The sequence below is a fragment of the Achromobacter sp. FW305-C-28 genome, assembly GCF_058783235.1.
Map to the genome: position 1 here is coordinate 674,193 of NZ_JBYSYL010000002.1, position 21,094 is coordinate 695,286.

The 21,094-nt window shown below is 68.6% G+C and carries 7 protein-coding genes; 2 read left to right on the forward strand and 5 right to left on the reverse strand.

Translation table 11 applies throughout. The features are described 5' to 3' along the window. Positions 1-32: 32 nt before the first annotated feature. From AC3WMR_RS08075 to AC3WMR_RS08090, 4 genes are all read right to left on the reverse strand, one after another. Entirely contained in the window at positions 33-407 is a 375-nt protein-coding gene (locus tag AC3WMR_RS08075; protein ID WP_175217387.1) for a hypothetical protein, read from the reverse strand. Between the two features lie 413 nt (positions 408-820). Further along, positions 821-1,783, reverse strand: coding sequence for a c-type cytochrome (locus tag AC3WMR_RS08080; protein WP_492263509.1), 963 nt, complete (start codon positions 1,781-1,783; stop codon positions 821-823). Continuing rightward, on the reverse strand, positions 1,780-3,552 hold the full coding sequence (locus AC3WMR_RS08085; protein ID WP_492263510.1) for a GMC family oxidoreductase: 1,773 nt from the start codon (positions 3,550-3,552) through the stop codon (positions 1,780-1,782). The genes AC3WMR_RS08080 and AC3WMR_RS08085 overlap by 4 nt, the downstream gene beginning before the upstream one ends. After that, a complete protein-coding gene (locus AC3WMR_RS08090; RefSeq protein WP_492263511.1) occupies positions 3,545-4,288 on the reverse strand; it encodes a gluconate 2-dehydrogenase subunit 3 family protein in 744 nt (247 codons plus the stop codon). The genes AC3WMR_RS08085 and AC3WMR_RS08090 overlap by 8 nt, the downstream gene beginning before the upstream one ends. Before the next feature lie 581 nt (positions 4,289-4,869). Between AC3WMR_RS08090 and AC3WMR_RS08095 the strand changes: the two genes are divergently transcribed. Further along, positions 4,870-6,450, forward strand: coding sequence for a TerC family protein (locus AC3WMR_RS08095; protein ID WP_492263512.1), 1,581 nt, complete (start codon positions 4,870-4,872; stop codon positions 6,448-6,450). Positions 6,451-6,723: 273 nt separating this feature from the next. After that, positions 6,724-7,704, forward strand: coding sequence for a SphA family protein (locus AC3WMR_RS08100; protein ID WP_492263513.1), 981 nt, complete (start codon positions 6,724-6,726; stop codon positions 7,702-7,704). Between the two features lie 79 nt (positions 7,705-7,783). Here AC3WMR_RS08100 and AC3WMR_RS08105 read toward each other — a convergent pair whose 3' ends face one another. Continuing rightward, the gene (locus AC3WMR_RS08105) at positions 7,784-20,689 is read right to left on the reverse strand and encodes an autotransporter-associated beta strand repeat-containing protein (RefSeq protein WP_492263514.1); all 12,906 of its coding nucleotides are present in this window, start codon (positions 20,687-20,689) and stop codon (positions 7,784-7,786) included. Positions 20,690-21,094 lie beyond the last annotated feature (405 nt).

Consider the following 21,094-nt stretch of genomic DNA (forward strand, 5'->3'; position numbering starts at 1 on the left):
CGGGTCTTTCATGACAGTCTCCTTTCCGTCATTCAGGCCGGCAGCACGGCCAGACTGGCGCCGGCCTCGTTTTCCCAGTGCACGCGGCGCACGTCGGGGCTTTGGCCCAGCCGCAGGGCGACGGCGTTGAGCAGGCCGCGCAGTTGCGGCGGGCATTGCAGCGTGACGATGGTGCTGGCCAGTTGGCCGGCGTCCGCACGCGAGATGCGCACGTTCAGCACGCGCAGGTCCAGCGCTTGCAGCTCGTAGTACAGCTGCTTGCGCAGCGCGTTCAGGGTGTCGGCCAGGCTGACGATGGTGAACTGGTAGGTGGGGGTGGCAGCCGGTGCGGCGGGCGCGGCGGCGTGGCCGGCGCCGCGCAGGGCGGCGGCCCCATCCAGGAAGGGGAGGAATTTCTTGATGCGCATGGTCGTCTCCAGGGGGAGTACGGTGGAAGGTCCACATGCAGGCGCCGCCTGGCCGGCGCGGCGCGGGCGCAACAAAGCCCGCGGTATGCGTCGGTAAGGGGTATTCGGGGGAGGGCTGCGGCCTGGGCAGTGCGTGCATCGCACGTTGGCTGTCCGGGGCCGAATGCCGTGTCCTGGCTTTACGCAGGACTTGGCAGATGATGCTGCGAAGAATCCTGCGTCAAGCGGCGCGAGCAGTCGTGTATCGACTACATCCGTCGTTGTCCACAATGATCTCGGGGTGGTTGAAAGTGCTGCGATTATAAATAGGCATCAGGGAAAACACCAAGAAAAAAATGCGGCGTGGCGATTCTTTTCGGGGCCCCGTGGCGATGCCTTGAAGACGCTCGCCACGGGGGCCGCCCAGCGGCGATTCAGGGCGTGCCGGCGTAGTACTGGCTCAATGCCTGGACCTCGGCATCGGTCAGGCGCTGCGCGAAGGCCCGCATCACGCCCACGTCGTCGTTCTGGCGCGAGCCATTGCGAAAGGCGTTGATCTGGTCGACGAAATATTCCTTGGGCTGGCCGGCCAGCCGGGGCAACAGCGGCCCTTCGCCCAGGCCGCGCAGGCCATGGCAGTTGGCGCAGGCGGGCAGGGCGCGTGCGCCATCGCCCACCTGGTCCAGCTTGCGCGCCGCTTCGCCGCCGACATCGCCCACGTGCAGCGGCGGGCCGGCCAGGCTGCCGTAGTAGGCGGCCAACTGGCCGATTTCCTGCTCGGTCAGCGCTTGGGCGATGCCGTTCATCAGCGGCACCTTGCGCGTGCCCTGGCGGAAATCGGTCAATTGCTTGGCCAGGTATTCGGGCGTCATGCCGGCCAGGTTGGGGAAGATACCGCCCAGCGGCGTGATGCCGGCCTGCCCGTGACAGGCGACGCAGGCCTGCACCCCGGCAGCCGGCCTGCCGGTGGCCGCCAACTGCTTGCCCAGGGCGGGGTCGGCGCCTTGCAGCGCGCCTTCCCAGGCGGGCCGGGAGGCGCTGAAATCCAGCGCGCTGCGGCCAGGCACGGGCGTGGGCGCGGCGGCCGGGGCACCGGCAGTCGGGGCGGCCGTCGTCCCTGTCGCTGCGCCGGCAGGTGCGGCAGGCGGCGAGGCGGGCGCCGCGCTGCCTGCGCCGGCAGCCACGGGCGCCGCAGCTGCTGGCGCGGGGGCTGGTGTCGCGGCGGGGGCCGCGGCAGGCGCGGAGGCAGGCGCAGGCGGGGCCTGCACGGCGGATGCCCGGATTGGTCCGTCGCCGCCCGTGCCGTACATCTGGTGCAACGTGGCGATCAGGGTGATGGCGGGCAGGCCGACCATCAGCGAGACCGCGATGAGGATGCCTTTGCGATGTTCGATCATGATGACACCAGCCGCCCCGGCGAACGCAGGTAGTCCGCCTTGATTTTCTCGACGATCCAGTAGGCGGTGGCGCCCACCGTGCCCGTGGGGTTGTAGCCCGAGTTCTGCGGGAACAGCGCGGCCCCCGTGACGAACACGTTGGGCACGTCCCACGACTGCCCGTAGCGGTTGACCACGCTGGTGGTGGGGTCGGTCCCCATGGCCGCGCCGCCCGTCAGGTGGGTGGACTGGTACACGGTGGCCGAGAAGGGCCGCTTGCGCGGCCCCGGCTCGGTGTGGGTCACGCCTTTCATGGCGCGGCCGATCTCGTCGCCGCGTTCGGTCAGGAAGGCGGACATGCGGATGTCGTTGTCGGGAAAGTCGTAGGTCACGCGCAACAGCGGCTGGCCCCAGGCATCCTTGTAGGTCGGGTCCAGGCTCAGGTAGCCGCCGCGCCAGGGCTGCGCCGAGCCGGTGATGGTGATGTTGGCCGAGTGGTTGTAGTAGCGCTTGACGGCCTTTTTCCAGTCGGCGCCCCAGCCCGGCGTGCCCTTGGGCGTGGGGTGGTAGCCGATGGGCGCGCCGCTGACCACCTGGATCTGCAGGTAGCCGCCGCCCACGAAACCATGCGGGCCGTGGTCGAAGTTGTCGGCGCTGAAGTCATCCATGGTGACCGCCACGGCGCCCGCGCCCATGAAGGGGTTGATGTTCACCGACTCGTCGAAGAACAGGTTCACGCCCGAGGTGGTCTGGTGGGTGTAGTTGCGCCCGACCACGCCCTGGTCGGTGGCGGGATCATAGGGCTGGCCGATGCCCGACAGCAGCAACAGGCGCACGTTGTTGATGCCGAACGCGCACAGCACCACGATCTCGGCGGGCTGGAAGATCTCTTCGCCGGCCGCGTCCACGTAGGTCACGCCGCGGGCGCGCTTCTTGTCGGGCGTGAGTTCCACGCGCAGCACGTGGGCGCCGGTGCGCAGTTCGAAGGTCGGCAGCTTCAGGGCCACCGGCAGGATACAGACCTGCGGCGAGGCCTTGGCGAAGTGCTCGCAGCCGAAGTTGGAACAGAAGCCGCAATACACACAGGCGCTCATGTGCAGGCCTTCGGTATTGACGTAGGGCCGGGTACAGAGCGCTGACGGCTGCACGTAGGGGTGGTAGCCCAGCTTGCGGGCGGCCTCGCCGAACAGCGCCGGGGCGTAGGGCACCTTCATGGGGGGATTAGGGTAGGGGCGCGAGCGCCACGGCTCGAACGGGTTGCCGCCTTCCTGCTTCTGGCCCTTGAGGTTGCCGGCCTGGCCGGAGGCACCGATCAGGTAGTCGTAGCGGTCGAAATAGGGCTCCAGCTCGTCGTAGGTGAGCGGCCAGTCCTGGCAGGTCAGTTCCTTGTCGAAGATGGCGGCGCCGTAGCGTTCGGTGTAGTGGCTGCGGATGCGAAAGTCGGTGGGGTCGAAGCGGTAGTAGGCGCCCGACCAGTGATTGCCCGCGCCGCCCAGGTGCGTGCCCGGATAGGCGAACTGCCAGCGCCGCATCGGCAGCGCCTTCTGGTCGGTATTGTTGCGGAAGGTGAAGGTCTCGGTGGCGGCGTTCTGGTGCAGTTCGTGACGGCGCGTGTACTTGAGCTCGTCGTGCACGTAGGGGCCCTGGAAATCGGGCGAGGGCCAGCGCGCCTCGCCGCGTTCCAGCACCAGCACGCGCTGGCCGGCCGCCGCCAGTTCCTTGCCGATGATGGCGCCGGTCCAGCCGCCGCCGACAATCGCCACGTCTACCGCGGGCAGGGTCTTAGCCATGGCCGTCTCCCGGTTTCGTCATGTGGGCCTGGGCGTTGGCAATCGAGACCGGCTTGCCGGCCCAGATCACGCCATGGCGTTCGATGTCGTTCGAAAACGAGGCGTAGGCGCCGGGAAACCCCACCAGCTTCCAGCCCACCATGTCGGCGTTGCCGCCGTAGAGCGGGTCGGAAAAGAAGCCTTCGATGGTGGCGTCCAGCAAGGCCTGGAAGAACACGTCGGACGGCAGTGGCGAGAAGTCCGGCTTGCCGGCCTGCATGTCGTGCAGCCAGGCGTCCTGCTGGGCGGCGTCCAGTTCGGCGTAGGGCTTGCCGGCCTGCTTGCGCGTGGCCGCATCCAGCGCCGCCAGGCCGCGCCGGAACATCTCGGCGGGCGTGAACGACAGTTGGTAGCCCTGTTCGGGCGTGCCTTTTTCGAACGGGCCCTGACGATAGAACTGTTCGCCCGCACCCCAGGCGCCGGCCAGTTGGCCGTCCAGGAATTGCGTCACGCCCGCCTCTTTGGCGCCGGGGCCGAGGTCATCGGCCGGAATCAGCCGCGCGGCGATGGCGTCCATGGCCAGGGCTTCCTGGGCGTTGAAGAATTTCAGGGTGCGGTTCGGGGCCGGGGCCGCCGTGGCGGGCGGGGTGGCGTGGTCGGGGGCCGCCAGGGTCTTGGGCGCCCAGGCCGCGCCGGGTACGCCCACGGCCAGGGCCTTGAGCAGGCCGCGCCGTCCGGAAACAGGTTGATCGTCCATTCATCGCTCCAGCAGCGGAGCCGACGGACGGCGGCTGGCGCCCGGCACACAAGGTCCGCCGGGCGACGGCCTCCGGAGCGTTCGGCTCCCGAGTGAAAGGGATCCCGCGACAGCATATGTGTTCGTGCGCTGAGTTTGTCACTGTTTACGTGACGCCGACAAGCGCGTTGTACGGGTAGGCCCGGATTTTTATTGTTGGCGTTTTTCAGCTAGTATTCAGGTTCCTGAAAGAACGAGAGCACGGCGAAACACGCGGCCCGCGCTTGCCTGGCAAGCCCCGACGATTTCGCCATCTATGACCGACGAGCCTCCTAGTAGGGCGCCCCACACCGCGCGGCGCCCAGCCCCATCTTCCTGCCGCATCCCGGCATCCGGCCACGCCAGGCCGGTTTTCCACGACACCGATGGCCGCGCGCCGGTCATTTCGGTGGCCCCCACGCCCCGCATCGGCGGCCGCGCACCGCCTGCGCGGCCGACACGGGCGCTCGCCTCTGATCTATCCTGCTTGACCCGCCCCTGGCGACGGTCCGAGCGCGTGCGCGCCTGCGCGCACATCCCTTCCTGATTTTCGTGGAACGTTGATGATCTTCGACTGGATGTCCGACCCGACCGCCTGGCTTGGCCTGGCGACGCTGGTCATTCTTGAAATCGTGCTGGGTATCGACAACCTGGTATTCATTGCCATCCTGGCCGACAAGCTGCCGCCGGCGCAGCGCAACCGCGCCCGCATGATCGGCCTGACGCTGGCCATGGTGATGCGCCTGGGCCTGTTGGCCAGTATCGCGTGGGTGGTGACGCTGACCGCGCCGCTCTTTACGGTGCTGGGCGCCGAGATCTCGGGGCGTGACCTGATCCTGATCCTGGGCGGCCTGTTCCTGCTGTTCAAGGGCACCATGGAACTGCATGAGCGCGTCGAAGGCAGCGCCGGCCACGACAATGGCCAGAAGGTGCAGCACGCCGTGTTCTGGCAGGTGATCCTGCAGATCGTGGTGCTGGACGCGGTGTTCTCGCTGGACTCGGTCATTACCGCCGTGGGCATGGTGGAGGACCTGAGCATCATGATGATCGCGGTGGTGCTGGCCATGGCGGTGATGATGCTGGCCAGCCGTCCGCTGATGGGCTTCGTGGCGCGCCACCCGACGGTGGTGATCCTGTGCCTGGGCTTGTTGCTGATGATCGGCTTCAGCCTGGTGGCCGAAGGCCTGGGCTTCCATGTGCCCAAGGGGTACCTGTACGCGGCCATCGGTTTCTCGATCCTGATCGAGCTGTGCAACCAGCTGGCGCGCCGCAACCGGGCCCGTGGCGCCCACGCGCTGGGCCGGCGTCAGCGCACCGCGCAAGCGGTGCTGCGCCTGCTGCGCGCGGGCCGCAGCGGCGAGCAGGCGTCGCAGCAGGCTGACGACGTGGTCGCGCTGGTGGACAGCGCGGGCGACGAACCCGCCTTCGCGCCCGAGGAAAGCTCGATGATCGAGCGGGTGCTGGCAATGGGCTCACACGACGTGCGCGCCATCATGGTGGCGCGCGGCGACATGGTCTGGCTGGACGTGGCCGATTCGCCCGATACCATCGTGCGCAAGTTCGCCTCGGGCCACTCGCGCCTGCCGCTGTGCGCAGGCGACCCCGCCAACGTGCTGGGCGTGCTGCACTTCAAGGACCTGTTGGCGCTGCTCCAGAACCCCGGCCCGATCGACCTGGTGGAACTGGCGCGCGAACCGCGCTACGTGATGGAGACCACGCCCGTGCTGCGGGTGCTGGAAGAACTGCGCGCCTCGCGCGACCACATGCTGATCGTGGTGGATGAGCACGGCGTATGCGAAGGCCTGGTGACGCCGATGGACGTGCTGGAGGCCGTGGCGGGCGACCTGCCCGAACACAGCGAGGAGGCGCCCGATGCCTTGCAGCTGTCCGACGGTTCATGGCTGCTGGACGGCCGCCTGGCGCTGGCCGAAGCGGCGCGCCTGCTGGATGCGCCGGAACTGGCGGATGACCATGGCGATGCGACCCTGGCCGGTTGCCTGCTGCGCGCCGAAGGCCGCATCCCCGACGCGGGCGACGTGGTCGCGTGGGGCGGATGGCGCTTTGAAATCACGCGCCGCGACGGCCTGCGTATCGATCAGGTACACGCCCGTCCGCCGGGGCACGAGACCGTAGCCGGCGCCTGATTTCGATCGATGCCGTGAACAGCGGGAATACCCTTGTCGGTATTTCCGCTGTTGTTTTTTGTACTGGCTACAGTCGCCCTGGCGCCGGCGAGCGGAGGCAAAAAAATAATCGCAATATTGGTACTTTCAAGACTCTGTGCCAATATTGCCCACGGTTCTCGCTTCAATAATGATTATTCTGCCTGAGAGAAGCACTCAATCCGCGCCGCAAGACGCTTGTCTTTGCATGATGTGATCCCGTAACGGAACGCAGGGCATTCAGGAGCTGAAAACATGCGCAATGCAACGATGCGGCCTGGCGGGCCGCGGACGTGGGCCGCCTGTTGGGCTGCGCTGGCCATCGCCGGGGGCGGGGCGGCCCAGGCCACCGAAGGCGCGTTGGGCCGACAAGTCACCGGCACCAGCGTGCAACCCAATGCGGGCATCGTGTCGCCGGAGCCGATCTGGGCGGTGAACTTCGCCCAGATCTACCTGGACGGCAAGGTGGGCGGCAGCCGCGAGGTGCCGTTGGGCAAGCGGGCAACGGCGGGCGTGGAAGGCAAGGTGGCCTTCACGCTGGCCACCTTGCTCAAGACCTGGGATACGGGGCCGGGGCGCTGGAATTTCGCGTCCAGCATCACGTTGCCGTACCTATGGACCAAGGTGAATGCGACGGTGACCGGGCCATTGGGCCGCAAGACGGGCGAGAGCGATACTGCGTCGAATCTGTTCGACCTGTATTTTTCGCCGATCATCGCGGGCTACCATTTTTCGGAAACCTCGCACATGGCGCTGAGCTTCAATTTCTGGGCGCCCACCGGAAAATACGATGCCAATAACCTGGCCAATCCCAGCCTGAACAACTGGACCTTCATTCCGCAGGCGGCCTACACCAGGATATTTCCGGAATCGGGCTTGCAACTCGATACCGTGGCCAGCGTGCAGTTCTATACCCGCAACAGCGCCACGGATTATCGCAATGCGCCGATCTTCGGGCTGGATGTGATGGGCCGCAAGAAATTCTCGAATGGCCTGGCCGTGGGCCTGATCCTGGGTACGCAGCAGCAGTTGGGCAGCGACAGCGGCCCCACGGCCGACCGCCTGAACGGCTTCAAGGGCCGCGATTGGGCGCTGGGCCCGATCCTGACCTACGACCGCAAGCTGGCCGACCAGCGCGCCTTGTCCTTGAGCCTGCGTTGGGTGCCGACCATCAGCAGCACCAACCGCCTGGACAGCAGCAGCACCTTCATGGCGTCGGCGGCGTTGATCTTCTGATGCCCGGCGGCACGCGCGCGCGCTGACGCCGGAACGCCACGGCCGCGCGGCCCCTGCACGGGACCGCGCGGCCGATGGCTTAGAAATTCCACCGCACGTTCAGGAACCCGGCGTTCTCGCGATTGCCGTTGCCGTATTGGCCCTGGTAGCTCAGGCCGACCGAGGCGTTCCTGGACACTGCGATGTCGGCGCCCAGTTCCGTGACCGCGGCGTTGCGCGCGACCGGCGTGCCGGCCACGGTGAACGACGGCCCCGAACTGAAGGCCATGGTGCGGTCCGGATCGACGTCGCCCATCGCATGGCGCCAGCCCAGGGTGGCGCGCAGGCGGGCCGGGGCGCCGGCAATCTCGGTGTCCAGCTTGCCGCGCAGGCCGACGGTGGTGGTGGTGACGTCGTTGCTCTGGCTGCCGGCCGACAGCGCGGCCGAGCCGCCGTCTTCCGAGAAGCCGCCCATGCGCTGCTTGATCCAGGCGGCGCCGACGAAGGGTTCCACCGTTGCCTGCGGGGTCACCGGTACGGCGTAGCCCAGTTCACCGAAGATCTGCGTGGTGTTGGCGCGGTACTTGGTCTTGAGCTCCTGGTTCTGGCCGGCCAGCGTCAGGTCGCGTTTGTTGTCGATGTCGTGCCAGCTGTAGGCGGCGCCGGCCATGACGTTCCACGCGTTGCCGCTGGACTGCACGAACGACTTGCCGCCGAACAGCGACACGCTGTAGCTGTCGACCTTGGCGCGGGCGTTGCGGCTGTCCTGCCAGATGGTGCTGTCCTGGTAGCCCAGCGCCATGCCGACGCGCCAGCCGTCGCCCACCCGGATGTCGCCGCCGACCTGCACGCCGCCCACGCGTTGCTTGTAGCTGGGCGCGTTGCCGTCGCCGTCCTGGCTCTGCCAGTTGCCGATGACTTCGGCCCAGACGTTGCGCTGGCACGAGAAGCGCTGTGCGTAGCCGCCGTTGGTGCGCAGGGCTTCGTCGCACGGCCGGCCGTCCTGCGTGCTTTCGCTTTGCAGGCTGTCGCGCAGGTGGTTCAGCGGCACCGTGCGTGCGGTTTCCGAGCTGCGAATCAGCGCCGACGCCAGCGAGGCGTGGCTGTCGCCCGACAGCTGCTTGAACGCGGCGGCGGCCTCGTCGGCGGTCAGGCCGAGTATGGACGCGTACAGCGACGAGTTGGTGTCGATGCCGCCCAGGGCGCCGGCCACGGCGCGCTGGTTGGGCGACTGGGCGACCGTGCCGAAGCCGGTCTGGTTGCGGGTGAAGGTCACGGTGACGTTGTTGGGGTCGTAGCCGACTGCCGCATCGACGAAGGCCAGTTGCGGCAGCACGGTGCTGGCGAACGTGCCCTGGCGGCCCTGGTCCGCCGTCAACACCGTGAAGGTGTCGTTGCCGGTCAGCGGCGCGCTGTTGGTGACGCGCAGCGTGCCGTCCAGCGCCGCGGTGCCGGTGACATGCAGGTTGGGGCCGGCGGTGCTGCCCAGGTTCACGGCCAGCGTGGCGCCCGCGCCGTTGCTGAAGTTGTTGCTGACCTTGATGCCGCCGCCCGCCGCGCCGCCGCCGCTGTTGACGGTGCCGGCGTTGGTCAGGCTGGCGATCGTGCCGTAGCCGGACAGCGTGCCGCCGCTGTTGACCTGCACGGCGGCCGGCAGCGTGGCCGGGGCCTGGGCGCTACCCAGTTGCAGCGTGCCGCCATTGACCGCGACGGTGCCGTTGAAGGTCTGCGAGCCGCCCACGCCCAACGCGCCGCCGCCTTGCTTGACGATGGTGCCGGCGCCGGCCAGCGAGCCGGAGAAGGTGCCGTCCGTGCCCTGGTTGAAGACCAGCGTGGCGTTGTTGGTGATGGCGCCTTGCAGGCTGCTGGTGTCGCCGATCAGCGTGCCGGCGTTGACGCGGGTGCCGCCGGTGTAGGTCGACGGTTGCGTCAGGGTCAGCGCGCCGGCGCCGTCCTTGACCAGTTGCCCGCCGCCGCTGATGCCGCCGGTCATCGCGCCGTCGGTGCCCTGGTTCATGCGCAGCGTGGTGCCGGCCGAAGTGCTGACCGCGCCTTGCACGCTGGCGCTGTTGCCTTCCAGGGTGCCGCCCGCCACCACGGTGCCGCCGGCATAGGCGTTGGCGCCGTTCAGCACCAGAGTGCCGTCGCCTTGCTTGACCAGCGCGCCGGTGCCATTGATGGACTGGTTCAGCGTGAAGGTCTGGCCGGCCGCGGCGATGTCGATGCCGCCGCCCGTGCCGTCCAGCGAAAGGGCGCGGGAGGTGGTGGTGTAGCCGGCGTCGGCGATGCGCAGCGTGCCGCCGTTGATCGAGATGGCGCCGCCGTTGCCCAGCTGGCTGTCCTGCGTGACCTGCACCACGCCGCTGCGGATGGACGTGTTGCCGGTGTAGGTGTTGGCGCCCGTCAGGATGAGGGTGCCGCCATTGCCTTTCTCGATGCCGCCCGCGCCGGTGATGGGCGCCGAGATGGTGGCGGTGCTGCCGGCCTCGACCCGGAACGGCGTCTGCGCCTGGGCGATGCTGAGCTGGCCGCCGGCGCCGGCTTGCAGGGTGTAGCCGTTGGTCAGGAACTGCACGCCGGTGACCGCCTGCGAGCCGTCGAGGGTGACCGTGCCGCTGGCGCCGGAGAAGGCCGCGTACTTGCCGTTCCAGCTGGACGCCAGGTTGCCGCTGGCGTCGGTCCAGTTGTTGTTGGCGGCGTTCCAGGTGCCGGTGCCGCCCGCGATCACGCCGTCGGGCGTGGTCTTGGCGCCGTTCCAGAACAGGATTTCGCCGGGCTGGCTCTGCAGCACCAGGTTGACCTGGTTGTTCAGGTTCTGCAGGGTCAGGTTGGCGCTGGTATAGCCGTTGGGCAACGTGCCGTAGGTCAGGCCGTTGTTGTTGAGGGTGCTGGCCGTGAACAGGCGGTACACGCCCGTGCCCAGGTTGCCGCCGTCGGTCAGGTTGAGGACGCCGGCCAGGTTCAGGGTCTGGCCCACGGTCACCGCGGTGGTGGCCGAGTTGGGTGAACCCAGCGTGAAGTCCAGCTGCGTGCCGGAAGACAGCGTCAGGTTCTGCGCGAACGAGATCGGATTGGTGGGCGTGCCCGCCACCAGGTGCGCGCCGTTGCCCAGCGTGACGTCGGCCGAGACCGAGCCCGAGCCGCCCAGCGAGGCGCCTGCGTTGACGGTGACGTTGCCGCCCGTCAACGTGCCGTCGACCTGCAGCGTGCCGCTGTTGATGGTGGTGCCGCCGCCGACCTGATTGGTGCCGGTCAACGCCAGGGTGGCGCCGCCGTCCTTGGTCAGGGTGCCGGACGCCGTGGTGATGTTGCCGCCATAGGTGCCGTCGGTGGTCTGGTTGAAGACGACTGCGCCGGTGCCGTTGATGCCGATGTTGCCTTGCAGGCTGGCGGCGTTGCCGGCCAGGGTGCCGGCGTTGATGGTGGTGCCGCCGGTGTAGGTGTTGGTGCCGGTCAGCGTGACGGTGCTGGCGCCGTCCTTGACCAGCGCGCCGCCGCCACTGATGGCCCCGTCGAACGTCCCGTCGCCCGCGGTCTGGTTGAACACCAGGCTGGTGCCGGCGGCGGTCGAGACGTTGCCGGTCAGGCTGGCGGTGTTGCCCGCCAGCGTGCCACCGGACAGCGTGGTGCCGCCGGTGTACTGGTTCTGGCCGCTGAGCGTGAGCGTGCCGCCATCGGTCTTGACCAGGCTGCCCGCGCCGGTGAGGTTACCGGCCAGCGTCAGGTCGTTGGCCCCCGCCACGGTCAGGGCGGCGCCCAGGCCGACGTTGTTGGCCAGTGCGATGCCCGGCGCGCCCGCTTGCAGCGTGCCCGCGCCCGTGACGGACAGGTCGCCCGAACCCAGCGCCGTATTGTTGCCGGCGATGATCGTGCCGCCCGCCAGCGTGGTGCCGCCGCCGTAGGTGTTGGCGCTGCCCAGCGTCAGCGTGGACGTGCCCGTCTTGGTCAGCCCGCCCGTGCCGCCGACGCTGCCGGCGAGCGTCAGGTTGTCGCTGCCGTTGACGGTCAGGCCGCCGTTCAGGGTCACCGCGTTGCTCAACGTCGCCGCGCCCTGCGCACGCAGGGTGGTGCCGTCGGCGACCGTCAACGCGCCCGAGGACAACGCGTTGTTGCCGCCTACGGCCAGCGTGCCGCTGGTAAGCGTGGTGCCGCCGCCGTAGGTGTTGTTGCCCGTCAGGGTCAGCGTGCCCGTGCCGGTCTTGGCCAGGCCGCCCGCGCCATCGATCGTGCCAGTGAGCGTCAGGTCGCTGCCCGTGATGGTGGTGGTGCCGGCGGTCAGCATCACGGCGTTGCCCAGCGTGACGGGGCTGGTCGCGGACAGGGTGGTGCCGGCCGCGGTACCCAGCATGCCGCTGCCCAAGGCGGCGTTGTTGCCTACGGCCAGGGTGCCCGAGTTCAGTTGCACCCCGCCGGAGAAGCTGTTGGCCGTCGCCAGCGTCAGGGTGCCGGTGCCGGCCTGGGTCAGGCCGCCCGCGCCGCCGATGGCGCCGGCCAGCGTCAGGTCGTTGGCGCCGGTGACGGTCAGGCCGCCGTACAGCGTCACGCCGTTCTGCAGCTGCACCGGCGTACTGGCGGTCAGCGCGGTGCCGGCCGACGCAATCAGGTTGCCCGTGCCCAGCGCGGTGTTGCTGCCCACGGTGAGCTGGCCGGCCGTCAGTTGCGTATTGCCCTGGTAGGTGTTGTTGCCGGCCAGGGTCAGGTTGCCCGTGCCGGTCTTGACCAGCCCGCCTGCGCCGGACACGTCGCCGTTCAGCGCCAGGCCGGCCGCGCCGCTTTGCACCGTCAGGTCGCCTTGCAGCACGGCGCTGTTGGCCAGCGCCAGGGGCACCGCGGTGCCGTTGGCCAGCGTGGTGCCTGCCGACGCGGTCAGGGCGCCCGCGCCCAGGGCGGCGTTGCTGCCGACCTGGATCGTGCCGGTTTGCAGCAAGGTGCCGCCCGAATAGGTGTTGGTGCCGTTGAGCGCCAGGGTGCCGGCGCCGGTCTTGATCAGCGTGCCGGCGGTCGCGCCATCGGTGATGGCGCCGTTGGCGGTATAGGTCACGCCCGTGTTGGCGACGTCGATGCCGCCGTTGCCGGCCACCGTCCAGGCGCGGCCGGTGCTGCCGTCCGCCGTGCCGGCGTAGCGCAGCGTGCCGCCCGCGAAGGCGACGCCGTTGGCGATGTTGCCCAGCTGGTTGTCGTCGCTGATCTGCAGCACGCCGCCTTCGAGCCGGGTGGTGCCGGTGTAGGTGTTGGCGGCAGTGAAGATCAGGGTGCCGGCATCGCGCTTGGCGATGGTGACGCCGCTGCCGCCCAGCGTCGAGCCCAGCGTCGCGGTGACGTTGGGTTCGACCCGCAGGGTGGTCACGCCGTCGCTGCCGTTGACTGCCGTGAGGGCGCCGCCGGTGACCACGTAACCGTCGGTGGAGAACTGCAGGCCCTGGAACTGCTGGTTGCCCACGACGTTCACCGTGCCGGCCTGATTCTGGAAGACCCCGAACCGGCCCCCCCACGCTTCCGAGGCGAGGGTGGTGGCGTTTCTCCAATCCGTGGTGATGCCGTCCCACGTGCCGTTGCCGCCTTGCCAGAGCTGGATTTCATTGGCCTGGGATTGGTTCAGCACGTTGATCTGGCCGGCCAGGGCAGTCTGCAGGCTGAAGGTGGGCGAGGCATTGGCCAGCGTCAGGTCGGTGGTCACGCCAGTGCCTTGATAGCTGACGATGCGGTACACGCCCACGCCGAAGCCGGGCAGTTGGGTGACGTTGATGGTGCCGTTCAGCGTCACGTTGCCGTTGACGTTGATGAGGCTGCCGGAATAGGGCGCGCCCAGGTCGGCGTTGATGCTGGAGGCGCCATCCACGCTCAACGAACCCAGGGTCAGCCCGCCGGTGTTGGCGGAACTGACATACAGGTTGCCGCCGTTCTTGACGAAGACATCGCCGCTGGCGGTGCCGGTGCCGGCCAGGCTCGACCCCGCGCCATTCACGTTGACCGTGCTGCTGCCTAGCGAACCGGTCAGGCTGACCCGGCCGCCGTTGATGTCGAACACGCCGCTTTGTGTATTGGCGCCGGCCAGGGTCAGCGTGCCCGCGCCGACCTTGGCGATGTTGCCCGTGCCCGCCAGCACGCCGCTGAAAAGACTGTCGCTGCCGTTGCCCAGTGTCAGGGTCGAGCCGCTTTGCAGCGTGCCGGCGCCGGTCAGGCTGGCGATCGAGGCCGCGCTGGTCAGCGCCAGGGTGGCGCCGGTGTCGATGCGCACGCCGGATGCCGAGTTGATCGCGGCGCCGTTCGCCGTCAGCGTGCCTTGCGCCACGCCGATGCCGCCGGACAGCGTATTGGCGCCGCCCAACGTCAGAGTGCCCAGGCCGGTTTTTTCAAGGTTGCCGGCGCCGGAAAGCACGCCGCCGTAAATGCCGTTTGTGCCTTGGTTGAAGGTCAGGGTGGTGCCGGCCGCCGTGGCCACATTGCCCTGGAGGCTGCCGGTGTTGCCGGTCAGCCCGCCCGCGTTCAATTGCGTGCCGCCGGTGTAGCCGTTGGCGCCGGTCAGCGTCAGCGTGCCCACGCCTTCCTTGATGAGGCTGCCCGCGCCCGTCAGGTTGCCGGCCAGCGTCCAGCTGCCCGCGCCGGTGGCGGTCAGGGCGTTGGCCAGGGTGACGTTGTTGGCCAGCGTCACGCCATCGGCGGCCGTCAGGCTGGCCGCGCCGTTGACGGCCAGTGCGCCGGTGCCCAGCGCGGTATTGCTGTTGGCAGCCAGCGTGCCGCTGTTCAGCGTGGTGCCGCCGCTGTAGTTGTTGTTGCCGTTCAGTGTCAGGGTGCCGGTGCCGCTTTGCACCAGGCCGTTGGCGCCGGATACGGTGCCGCCCAGGGTGATGTCGTTGGAACCCGTAGCGGTCAGGTTGCCGCCGTTGAGCGCCACGTTGTTGGCCAACGTCACCGCCTGGGTGCTGGCAAGCGTCGTCGCGCCGGCCACGGTCAGGGCGCCGGTGCCCAGCGCCAGGTTCGAGCCGACATTCAGGCCGCCTTGCGCCAGCGTCACGCCGCCATCGAAGGTGTTGTTGCCCGTCAGGGTCAGCGTGGTGGCACCTTGCTTGACCAGGCTGCCGCCGCCCGAGACGGTGCCGTTCAGTGCCAGATCCTGGCTGCCGGCCAAGGTAAGCGGCGCCCCGTTCAGGGTGACGTTGTTGGCCAGCGCGACGCTGGTCATTGAATCCAGCACCGTGGCCGCATTGACCGTCAGGGCGCCGCTGCCCAGCGACGTGCTGGTGCCCACGACCAGGCTGCCGCCGTTGACCTGGGTGCCGCCGCCGTAGGTGTTGGCGCTCAGCAGGGTCAAGACGCCGGTGCCGCTCGTGGTCAGGCCCGCCGCGCCGGAAATCACCCCGGACAGCGCCAGGTTTTGCGAGGTGTCCAGGGTCAAGCCCTGGTTCAGCACCACGTTGTTGTTCAGGCCCAGCGCCTGGGTCGCGCCCAGCGAGCTGGCGCCATTCACGGTCAGGTCGCCCGTGCCCAGCGCGGCGCCGGTGCCGACCCGCAGGGTGCCGGCGGTCAGCGTGGTGCCGCCGGCATAGGTGTTGCTGCCGCCGAGCGTCAAGGTGCCCGTGCCGCTCTTGGTCAGCGAGCCCGCGCCGTCAACCGCGCCCGCCAGGGTCAGGTCGCGCGCGCCGTTGACCGTCAAGGCGTTGTTCAGCGTGACGTTGTTGCTTAGCGTGATGGCCGGCCCGCCGGCGGTGCCGGACAGGTTGGCGGCGCCGTTCACGAGCAGGCCCCCCGTGCCCAGCGCGGTGTTCGAGCCCACCACCAGGCTGCCGCCATTGAGCTGCGTGCCGCCCTGGTAGGTGTTGTTGCCGGACAGCGTCAGCGTGCGGCCGGCGGCGCCGGCGATCAGGCCGCCTGCGCCGCTGATGAAGCCGGACAGGGTCGCGTCCTGGCTTTGCGCAAGCGTCAGGTTCGCGCCGGAAGCCAGCGTCATGGCATTGCCCAGCGACAGGCCGGCCGTGGTGCCGTCCAGCGCCGCGTTGCCGGTGACCGACAGGTTGCCCGTGCCCAGCGCCTGGTTGTTGCCCAGCAGCAGCGTGCCGCTGGCCAGTTGCGTGGCCGCGTGGGTGTTGATGCCGTTCAGCGTCAGCGTGCCCGTGCCCGACTTGATCAGGGTGCCCGCGCCGGTGATGGCGTTGTTCAGCGTCAGGTTGCCCGTGCCGCCGGTGGTCAGGTTGGCGTTCAAGGCGATGCCGTTGCCCAGTGCGACAGTGCTGTCGGACAGCAGGCTGGATGCGCCGGCCACCGTCAACAGGCCCGTGCCCAGCGCGGTATTGCTGCCCACGCGGATCGCGCCGGCGGACAGGGTGGTGCCGCCGGCATAGCTGTTGGTGCCGTTCAGCGTCAGGGTGCTGTTGCCGCTCTTGGCCAGGGCGCCGGTGGTACCGGCCACCACGCCGTTCAGCGTCAGGTCGTTCGTGCCCAGGTTCGTCAAGGTGTTGCCGGCGCCGATGAACACGTCGTTGGCCAGCGTCACGGCGGCAGTGCTGTCCAGTGCGCCCGAGCCGTTGATGTTGAACGAACCGTTGCCCAGGGCCGTGTTGCTGCCCACCGACACGGTGCCGGCGCCCAGCGTGATGCCGCCGATGGCGCTGTTGTTGCCGCCCAGCGCCAGCGTGCCGGCGCCCAGCTTGGTGATGCGGCCGGCGCCGGTCAGCGCCTGGTTCAGGGTGAATGTGTTGCCCGCATCCGCGATGTCAAAGCCCGCGCCCGCGCCGATGTCGATGGCGCGGGTGGTGCCGGTGTAGCCCGTGCCGGTCACGCGCAGCGTGCCGCCGGCAAAGCCCAGCGCGCCGTTGGCTGCGCCCAGGTTGCTGTCGGCGCTGACCTGCAGTACGCCTTCGGCCACCAGCGTGCCGCCGGTGTAGGTGTTGGCGCCGCCCAGCACCAGGGTGCCCAGGTCGCGCTTTTGCAATTGGCCGGCGCCCTTGATGTCGCTGTTGACCGTGCCGGTCAAGAGCGGATCGACCCGGAAATTGTTGGTGCCGCTGGCCAGTTGCAGGCCGCCGCCGGTCAGGGTGTAGCCGTCGGTGAAGAACTGCATTCCGGTCACGGCCTGGTCGCCGGACACGGTGACGGCGCCGCCGGCCAGGCCGCCGAACACGGCGAATTGGCTGCCCCAGGCCTGGCTCAGGTTGCCGGTCTGGTCGGTCCAGTTGGTGGTGCCGGCCTGCCAGGTGCCGCTGCCGCCGGCCAGCGTGCCGTCGGCGGCCAGCTTGGTGCCGTTCCAGAACTGCACATTATTGCCGCCGGCCTGCACGATCAGGTTGACCTGCTGGTTCACCGCGGTCTGGATCTGCAGGTTGGCCGGCAGGGTGCCCGGGGGCAGGGTGCCCAGCGCCAGGCCGTTGTTCACGAGCGTGCCGGTGTAGCCCAGCAGGCGATACACGCCCACGCCGAAGCCGCCCTTGTCGGTGACGTTCAGGTCGCCCGCCAACGTGACGTTGCCGTTGACCTGCACCAGCGCCTGCGGGGTCGGTGCGCCCAGCGACACGTTGAACTGCGAGCCCGCGTTCATCGCCAGGCCGCCCAGCGTCAGGGTCTGGCCGGTGGTGGCCGACAGCGCGCCGCCGGTCGCGATATTGGCCGTGCCGGCCACGCTGCCGCTGCCGGCCAGCGTGGCGCCCGCGCCGACGTTGACCTGCGAACTGGCCAGCGATCCGTTCACGTTCAGCGATCCGCCGCCCACGTTGAAGGCGCCGGTCTGGGTGTTGGCGCCGGTGAGCGTCAACGCGCCGGTGCCGTTCTTGACGATGTTGCCCGCGCCGGCCAGGACGCCGCCAAAGGTCGAATCGGCGTTGTTCAGCCCCATCTGCAGGGTGGCGTTGGCGCCCAGCGCCACGTTGCCCGCGCCGCTGAGCGAGCCGAAGGTTTCGCTGTCGGTCAGTTTCAGGGCAGTGCCCGCCGCCAGGTTCACGGCCAGGTTGTCGGCCAGGGCCTGTCCGCCCTGGGTTTCCACGGTGCCGGACAGCAGGTTCAGACCGCCCGTGAAGGTGTTTGCGCCATTGAGCAGCAAAGTGGTGTTGTTGGCCAGCACGTCCACGCTGCCCGTGCCACTGATGCTGCCGCTGTAGGTGGCGTTGGCGCCCTGGGCCAGCACCAGCTTGCTGTTGTTGAGCACGCTGGCGCCCAGGCTGCCCGTGCCGGCCTGCAGCACGCCCGCGTTGATGGTGGTGTTGCCGAAGTTGTTGGCGCCGGTCAGCGTCAGGGTGCCGGTGCCGTTCTTGATCAGCCCGCCTGCGCCATTGATGGCGCCGTACAGGCCGATGTTGTTGGCGCTGTCCACCGTCAGGTTGGCGTTCAGGGCGATGTTGTTGACGAAGTTGCGGTTGGCGTTGCTTTGCAGCGTGGCGTTGCCGCCGACGGTGAACAGGCCGCTGCCCAGCGCGGTATCGCTGGCGGCGACCAGCACGCCCGCATTGAGCAGGACGCCGCCCGTGTGGGTGTTGTTGCCGGACAGCGTCAGGGTGCCGCCGTCGTTCAGCGTCAGGCCGCCGGCGCCGCTCAGCGCGCCGCTCAGCGTCAGGGCCTGGCTTCCCGTGGTGACGCCCAGGCCGGCGCCCAGCCGGATGTTGTTGCCCACATTGAGGTTGCCCGCGCCGGCAGCCAGCGTGGCCGCGCCTTGCACGTCCAGCAGGCCCGTGCCCAGGGATTGGGCATTGCCCAGCGTCAGGGTGCCGGCGTTCAGCAGCACGCCGCCAGTGTGCGTGTTCTGCGTGGCCAGCGTCAGGTTGGCCTGGCCGTTCTTGATCAGTTGGCCGCTGCCCGACAGCGCGCCGGCCAGCGTCAGGGCCTGGGTGCCCAGCACCGACAGGCTGTTGTTCAGCAGGAACTGGTTGGCCAGGCTGACGGTCGCACCAGCGTCCAGCGCGGTGGCGCCTTGCACGGTGACCGTGCCGGCGCCCAAGGCGTTGTTGGCCCCTGCGACCACCGTGCCGCCGTTCAGCGTGGCGCCGCCCATCGAGTTGGTGGCGTTCAGTGTCAGGGTGCCCGTGCCGGTCTTGACCAGCGTGCCGCCCGCGCCCGACAGGGCGCCGTTCAGCGTCAGGTTGCTGGCGCCGCCCACCGTCAGCGCGTTGCTCAGCGCAATGGTGTTGGACAACGCCACGTTGTTCGACAGGCTGGCCAGGGTGACCGCGCCGTTCACGGTCACGCTGCCCGTGCCCAGCGCGGTATTGCTGCCCACGTTGACCGTGCCGCCGCTGAGCGTGGCGCCGCCGCCGAAGGTATTGGCGCCGGTCAGCGTCAGCGCGCCCGCGCCGCTCTTGACCAGCGTGCCGGTCGCGCCGCTCAGGGTGCCGTTCAGGGTCAGGTCGTTGGCGCCGTTCAGCGTCAGCGCGTTGTTCAGGACGATGGCGTTCTGCAGCGCCACGGCGCTGGACGAGGCCAGCGTGGCCGCGCCATTGACCGTCAAGGCGCCATTGCCCAGCGCGTTGTTGTTGCCCACGATCAGGCCGCCGGCGCTGATCTGCGTGGCGGCGTGGGTATTGGCGCCGTTCAGGGTCAGGATGCCCGCGCCGGACTTGGACAGCGTGCCGGCGCCCGACAGCACGCCGCCCAGCGTCAGCGAACCGCTGTTGCCCAGTGCCAGGTTGGCGTTCAGGGTGATGTTGTTGGCCAGGTTGGTGGCCGCGGCGGCCTGCAGCGTGGCCGCGCCGTACACCACCAGATCGCCCAGGCCCAGCGCGGTGTTGGTGCCCAGCGCCAGCGTGCCGTTGCCCAGCCGCACGCCGCCGGTATGGGCATTGGCGCCGTTTAGCGTCAGGGTGCCGCTGCCGGACATGTCCAGCGCGCCGGCCCCGCTCACCACGCCGCCCAGGGTCAGGCCGTTGGTGCCTTGCACGGACAGGCCGCCCGCGCCCAGCGACACGGCATTGTTCAAGGTCAGGCTGCTGGCGGTGCTGAGTGCGCCGCCATTGGCGGTCAGCGTGCCCGAGCCGAAGGCCGCGCCATTGTTGATGTTGACCAGGCCGCCGTTCAACGACGCTTGCGCGCTGACGAGCGGGCCGGTGACGGTCCAGGAGCCGCTGTTGATGACCAGGTTGTTGAAGTTGATGTAGGTGGCCGAACTGGCGGTGCCCGTGCCGGTGGTGCCGCTGGCGCCAGGGTTTTGCAGCACCAGGGTGTTGTTGCCGCCCAGGCCGCCGTCGACCACGCCCAGCGTCGAGAAGTTGAGCGCGATGCTGGCATCCAGGCCGCCCAGCCCGACGCTCACGCCCAGGTCGACGGCGCCGCCGTTGGTGACGCTGGACCCCGTGACGGCGGTGAACGTGTTGGTGCTGTTGACCCCCATGTTGACGCCGCCGTTGATCGTGCCGGCGTTGACGAAGGTGTTGCCGGTCGCGGACCGGCCCAGGCCGACGCGGCCGTTGATGACGCCGCCGGCGGCATTGGTGACGGCAATGGGGGCGCCGCCGTAGGCCGCGATGGCGGGGGTGCTGTAGATCGCGGTCAGCCCGCTCAGCAGGCCAGGGTGGGTGCCGATGGTGCCCGAGTTGTTGACGGTGATGCTGCCGTTCGCGTCGCCTTGCAGGATCAGCGAGGCGCCGCTGAGCGTGGACAACACCGGCAGGCCCAGCACGGACAGGCCCGTGCCCAGCAGCGTGCCGCTGTTGGTGACCGAGACGGTGCCGCTGTTGGTCAGGTTGCCCATGACTGCGCCGGAGGAGCCCAGACTGAGCAGGCCCAGCCCGGGATCGACGGTGCCTTGGTTGGTCAGGCTGGTGTTGCGGCCGGACAGGGTGATGGCGGGGCCCAGCACCGCGGACGAGGATTGGCCGGCGCTGGTGACCAGCACCGACACGCCATTGGCGCTGCTGTTGACGGTGTTCAGGTGCGGTGGCAAGAGCGTCACCGCGTCATTGCACAGGATCGAGGAACCGCTGGTGGTGCAGGCCAGCGCTGCGGGCACGGGCGCCATCAGCAGAATCAGGACGCGCCAGATGTAGTTGAGGGGGATTTGGGTATTGCCGTGCCGGCGGCCAGGGTTCATCTCAGCTCCAAAGTCAGAAAGAGCTTTCCCCCAGCCTGGCCATCGATCATCCGGAACCGGAAAAAAGCGATTGCTGCAAATCAGGAAGCGCGCACGGCACCGTATGTTTTTTATGTCTGCCGTTTAAACCTGGAGTCAGTTTGAAAGGAACGTGGCGGCATATCCATCAAGAGTTTTGCGTAAATAGTAACTAGTAGTTTCTCGCATGACAGCAATGCTCTCACATTGCAACGTTCAAATAGATACTAAAGTTACTATAGGATATATATTTTAAGCAACACTGGGAAAGGACCGGGCGGGAGGGGTTTTTCCAGGGGGCTGGAAAATTTTTTATCGTTTAATTTACTTTAATGACTATCAATAAGCTATTGATAAAATTGACAAAAAAGTAATTCGTTAACGCTA

Bases quoted from the DNA above. Each gene is read 5' to 3' on its own strand.
- AC3WMR_RS08075 (WP_175217387.1), bottom strand. From the start codon at position 407: ATGCGCATCAAGAAATTCCTCCCCTTCCTGGATGGGGCCGCCGCCCTG.
- AC3WMR_RS08080 (WP_492263509.1), bottom strand. From the start codon at position 1,783: ATGATCGAACATCGCAAAGGCATCCTCATCGCGGTCTCGCTGATGGTC.
- AC3WMR_RS08085 (WP_492263510.1), bottom strand. From the start codon at position 3,552: ATGGCTAAGACCCTGCCCGCGGTAGACGTGGCGATTGTCGGCGGCGGC.
- AC3WMR_RS08090 (WP_492263511.1), bottom strand. From the start codon at position 4,288: ATGGACGATCAACCTGTTTCCGGACGGCGCGGCCTGCTCAAGGCCCTG.
- AC3WMR_RS08095 (WP_492263512.1), top strand. From the start codon at position 4,870: ATGATCTTCGACTGGATGTCCGACCCGACCGCCTGGCTTGGCCTGGCG.
- AC3WMR_RS08100 (WP_492263513.1), top strand. From the start codon at position 6,724: ATGCGCAATGCAACGATGCGGCCTGGCGGGCCGCGGACGTGGGCCGCC.
- AC3WMR_RS08105 (WP_492263514.1), bottom strand. From the start codon at position 20,689: ATGAACCCTGGCCGCCGGCACGGCAATACCCAAATCCCCCTCAACTAC.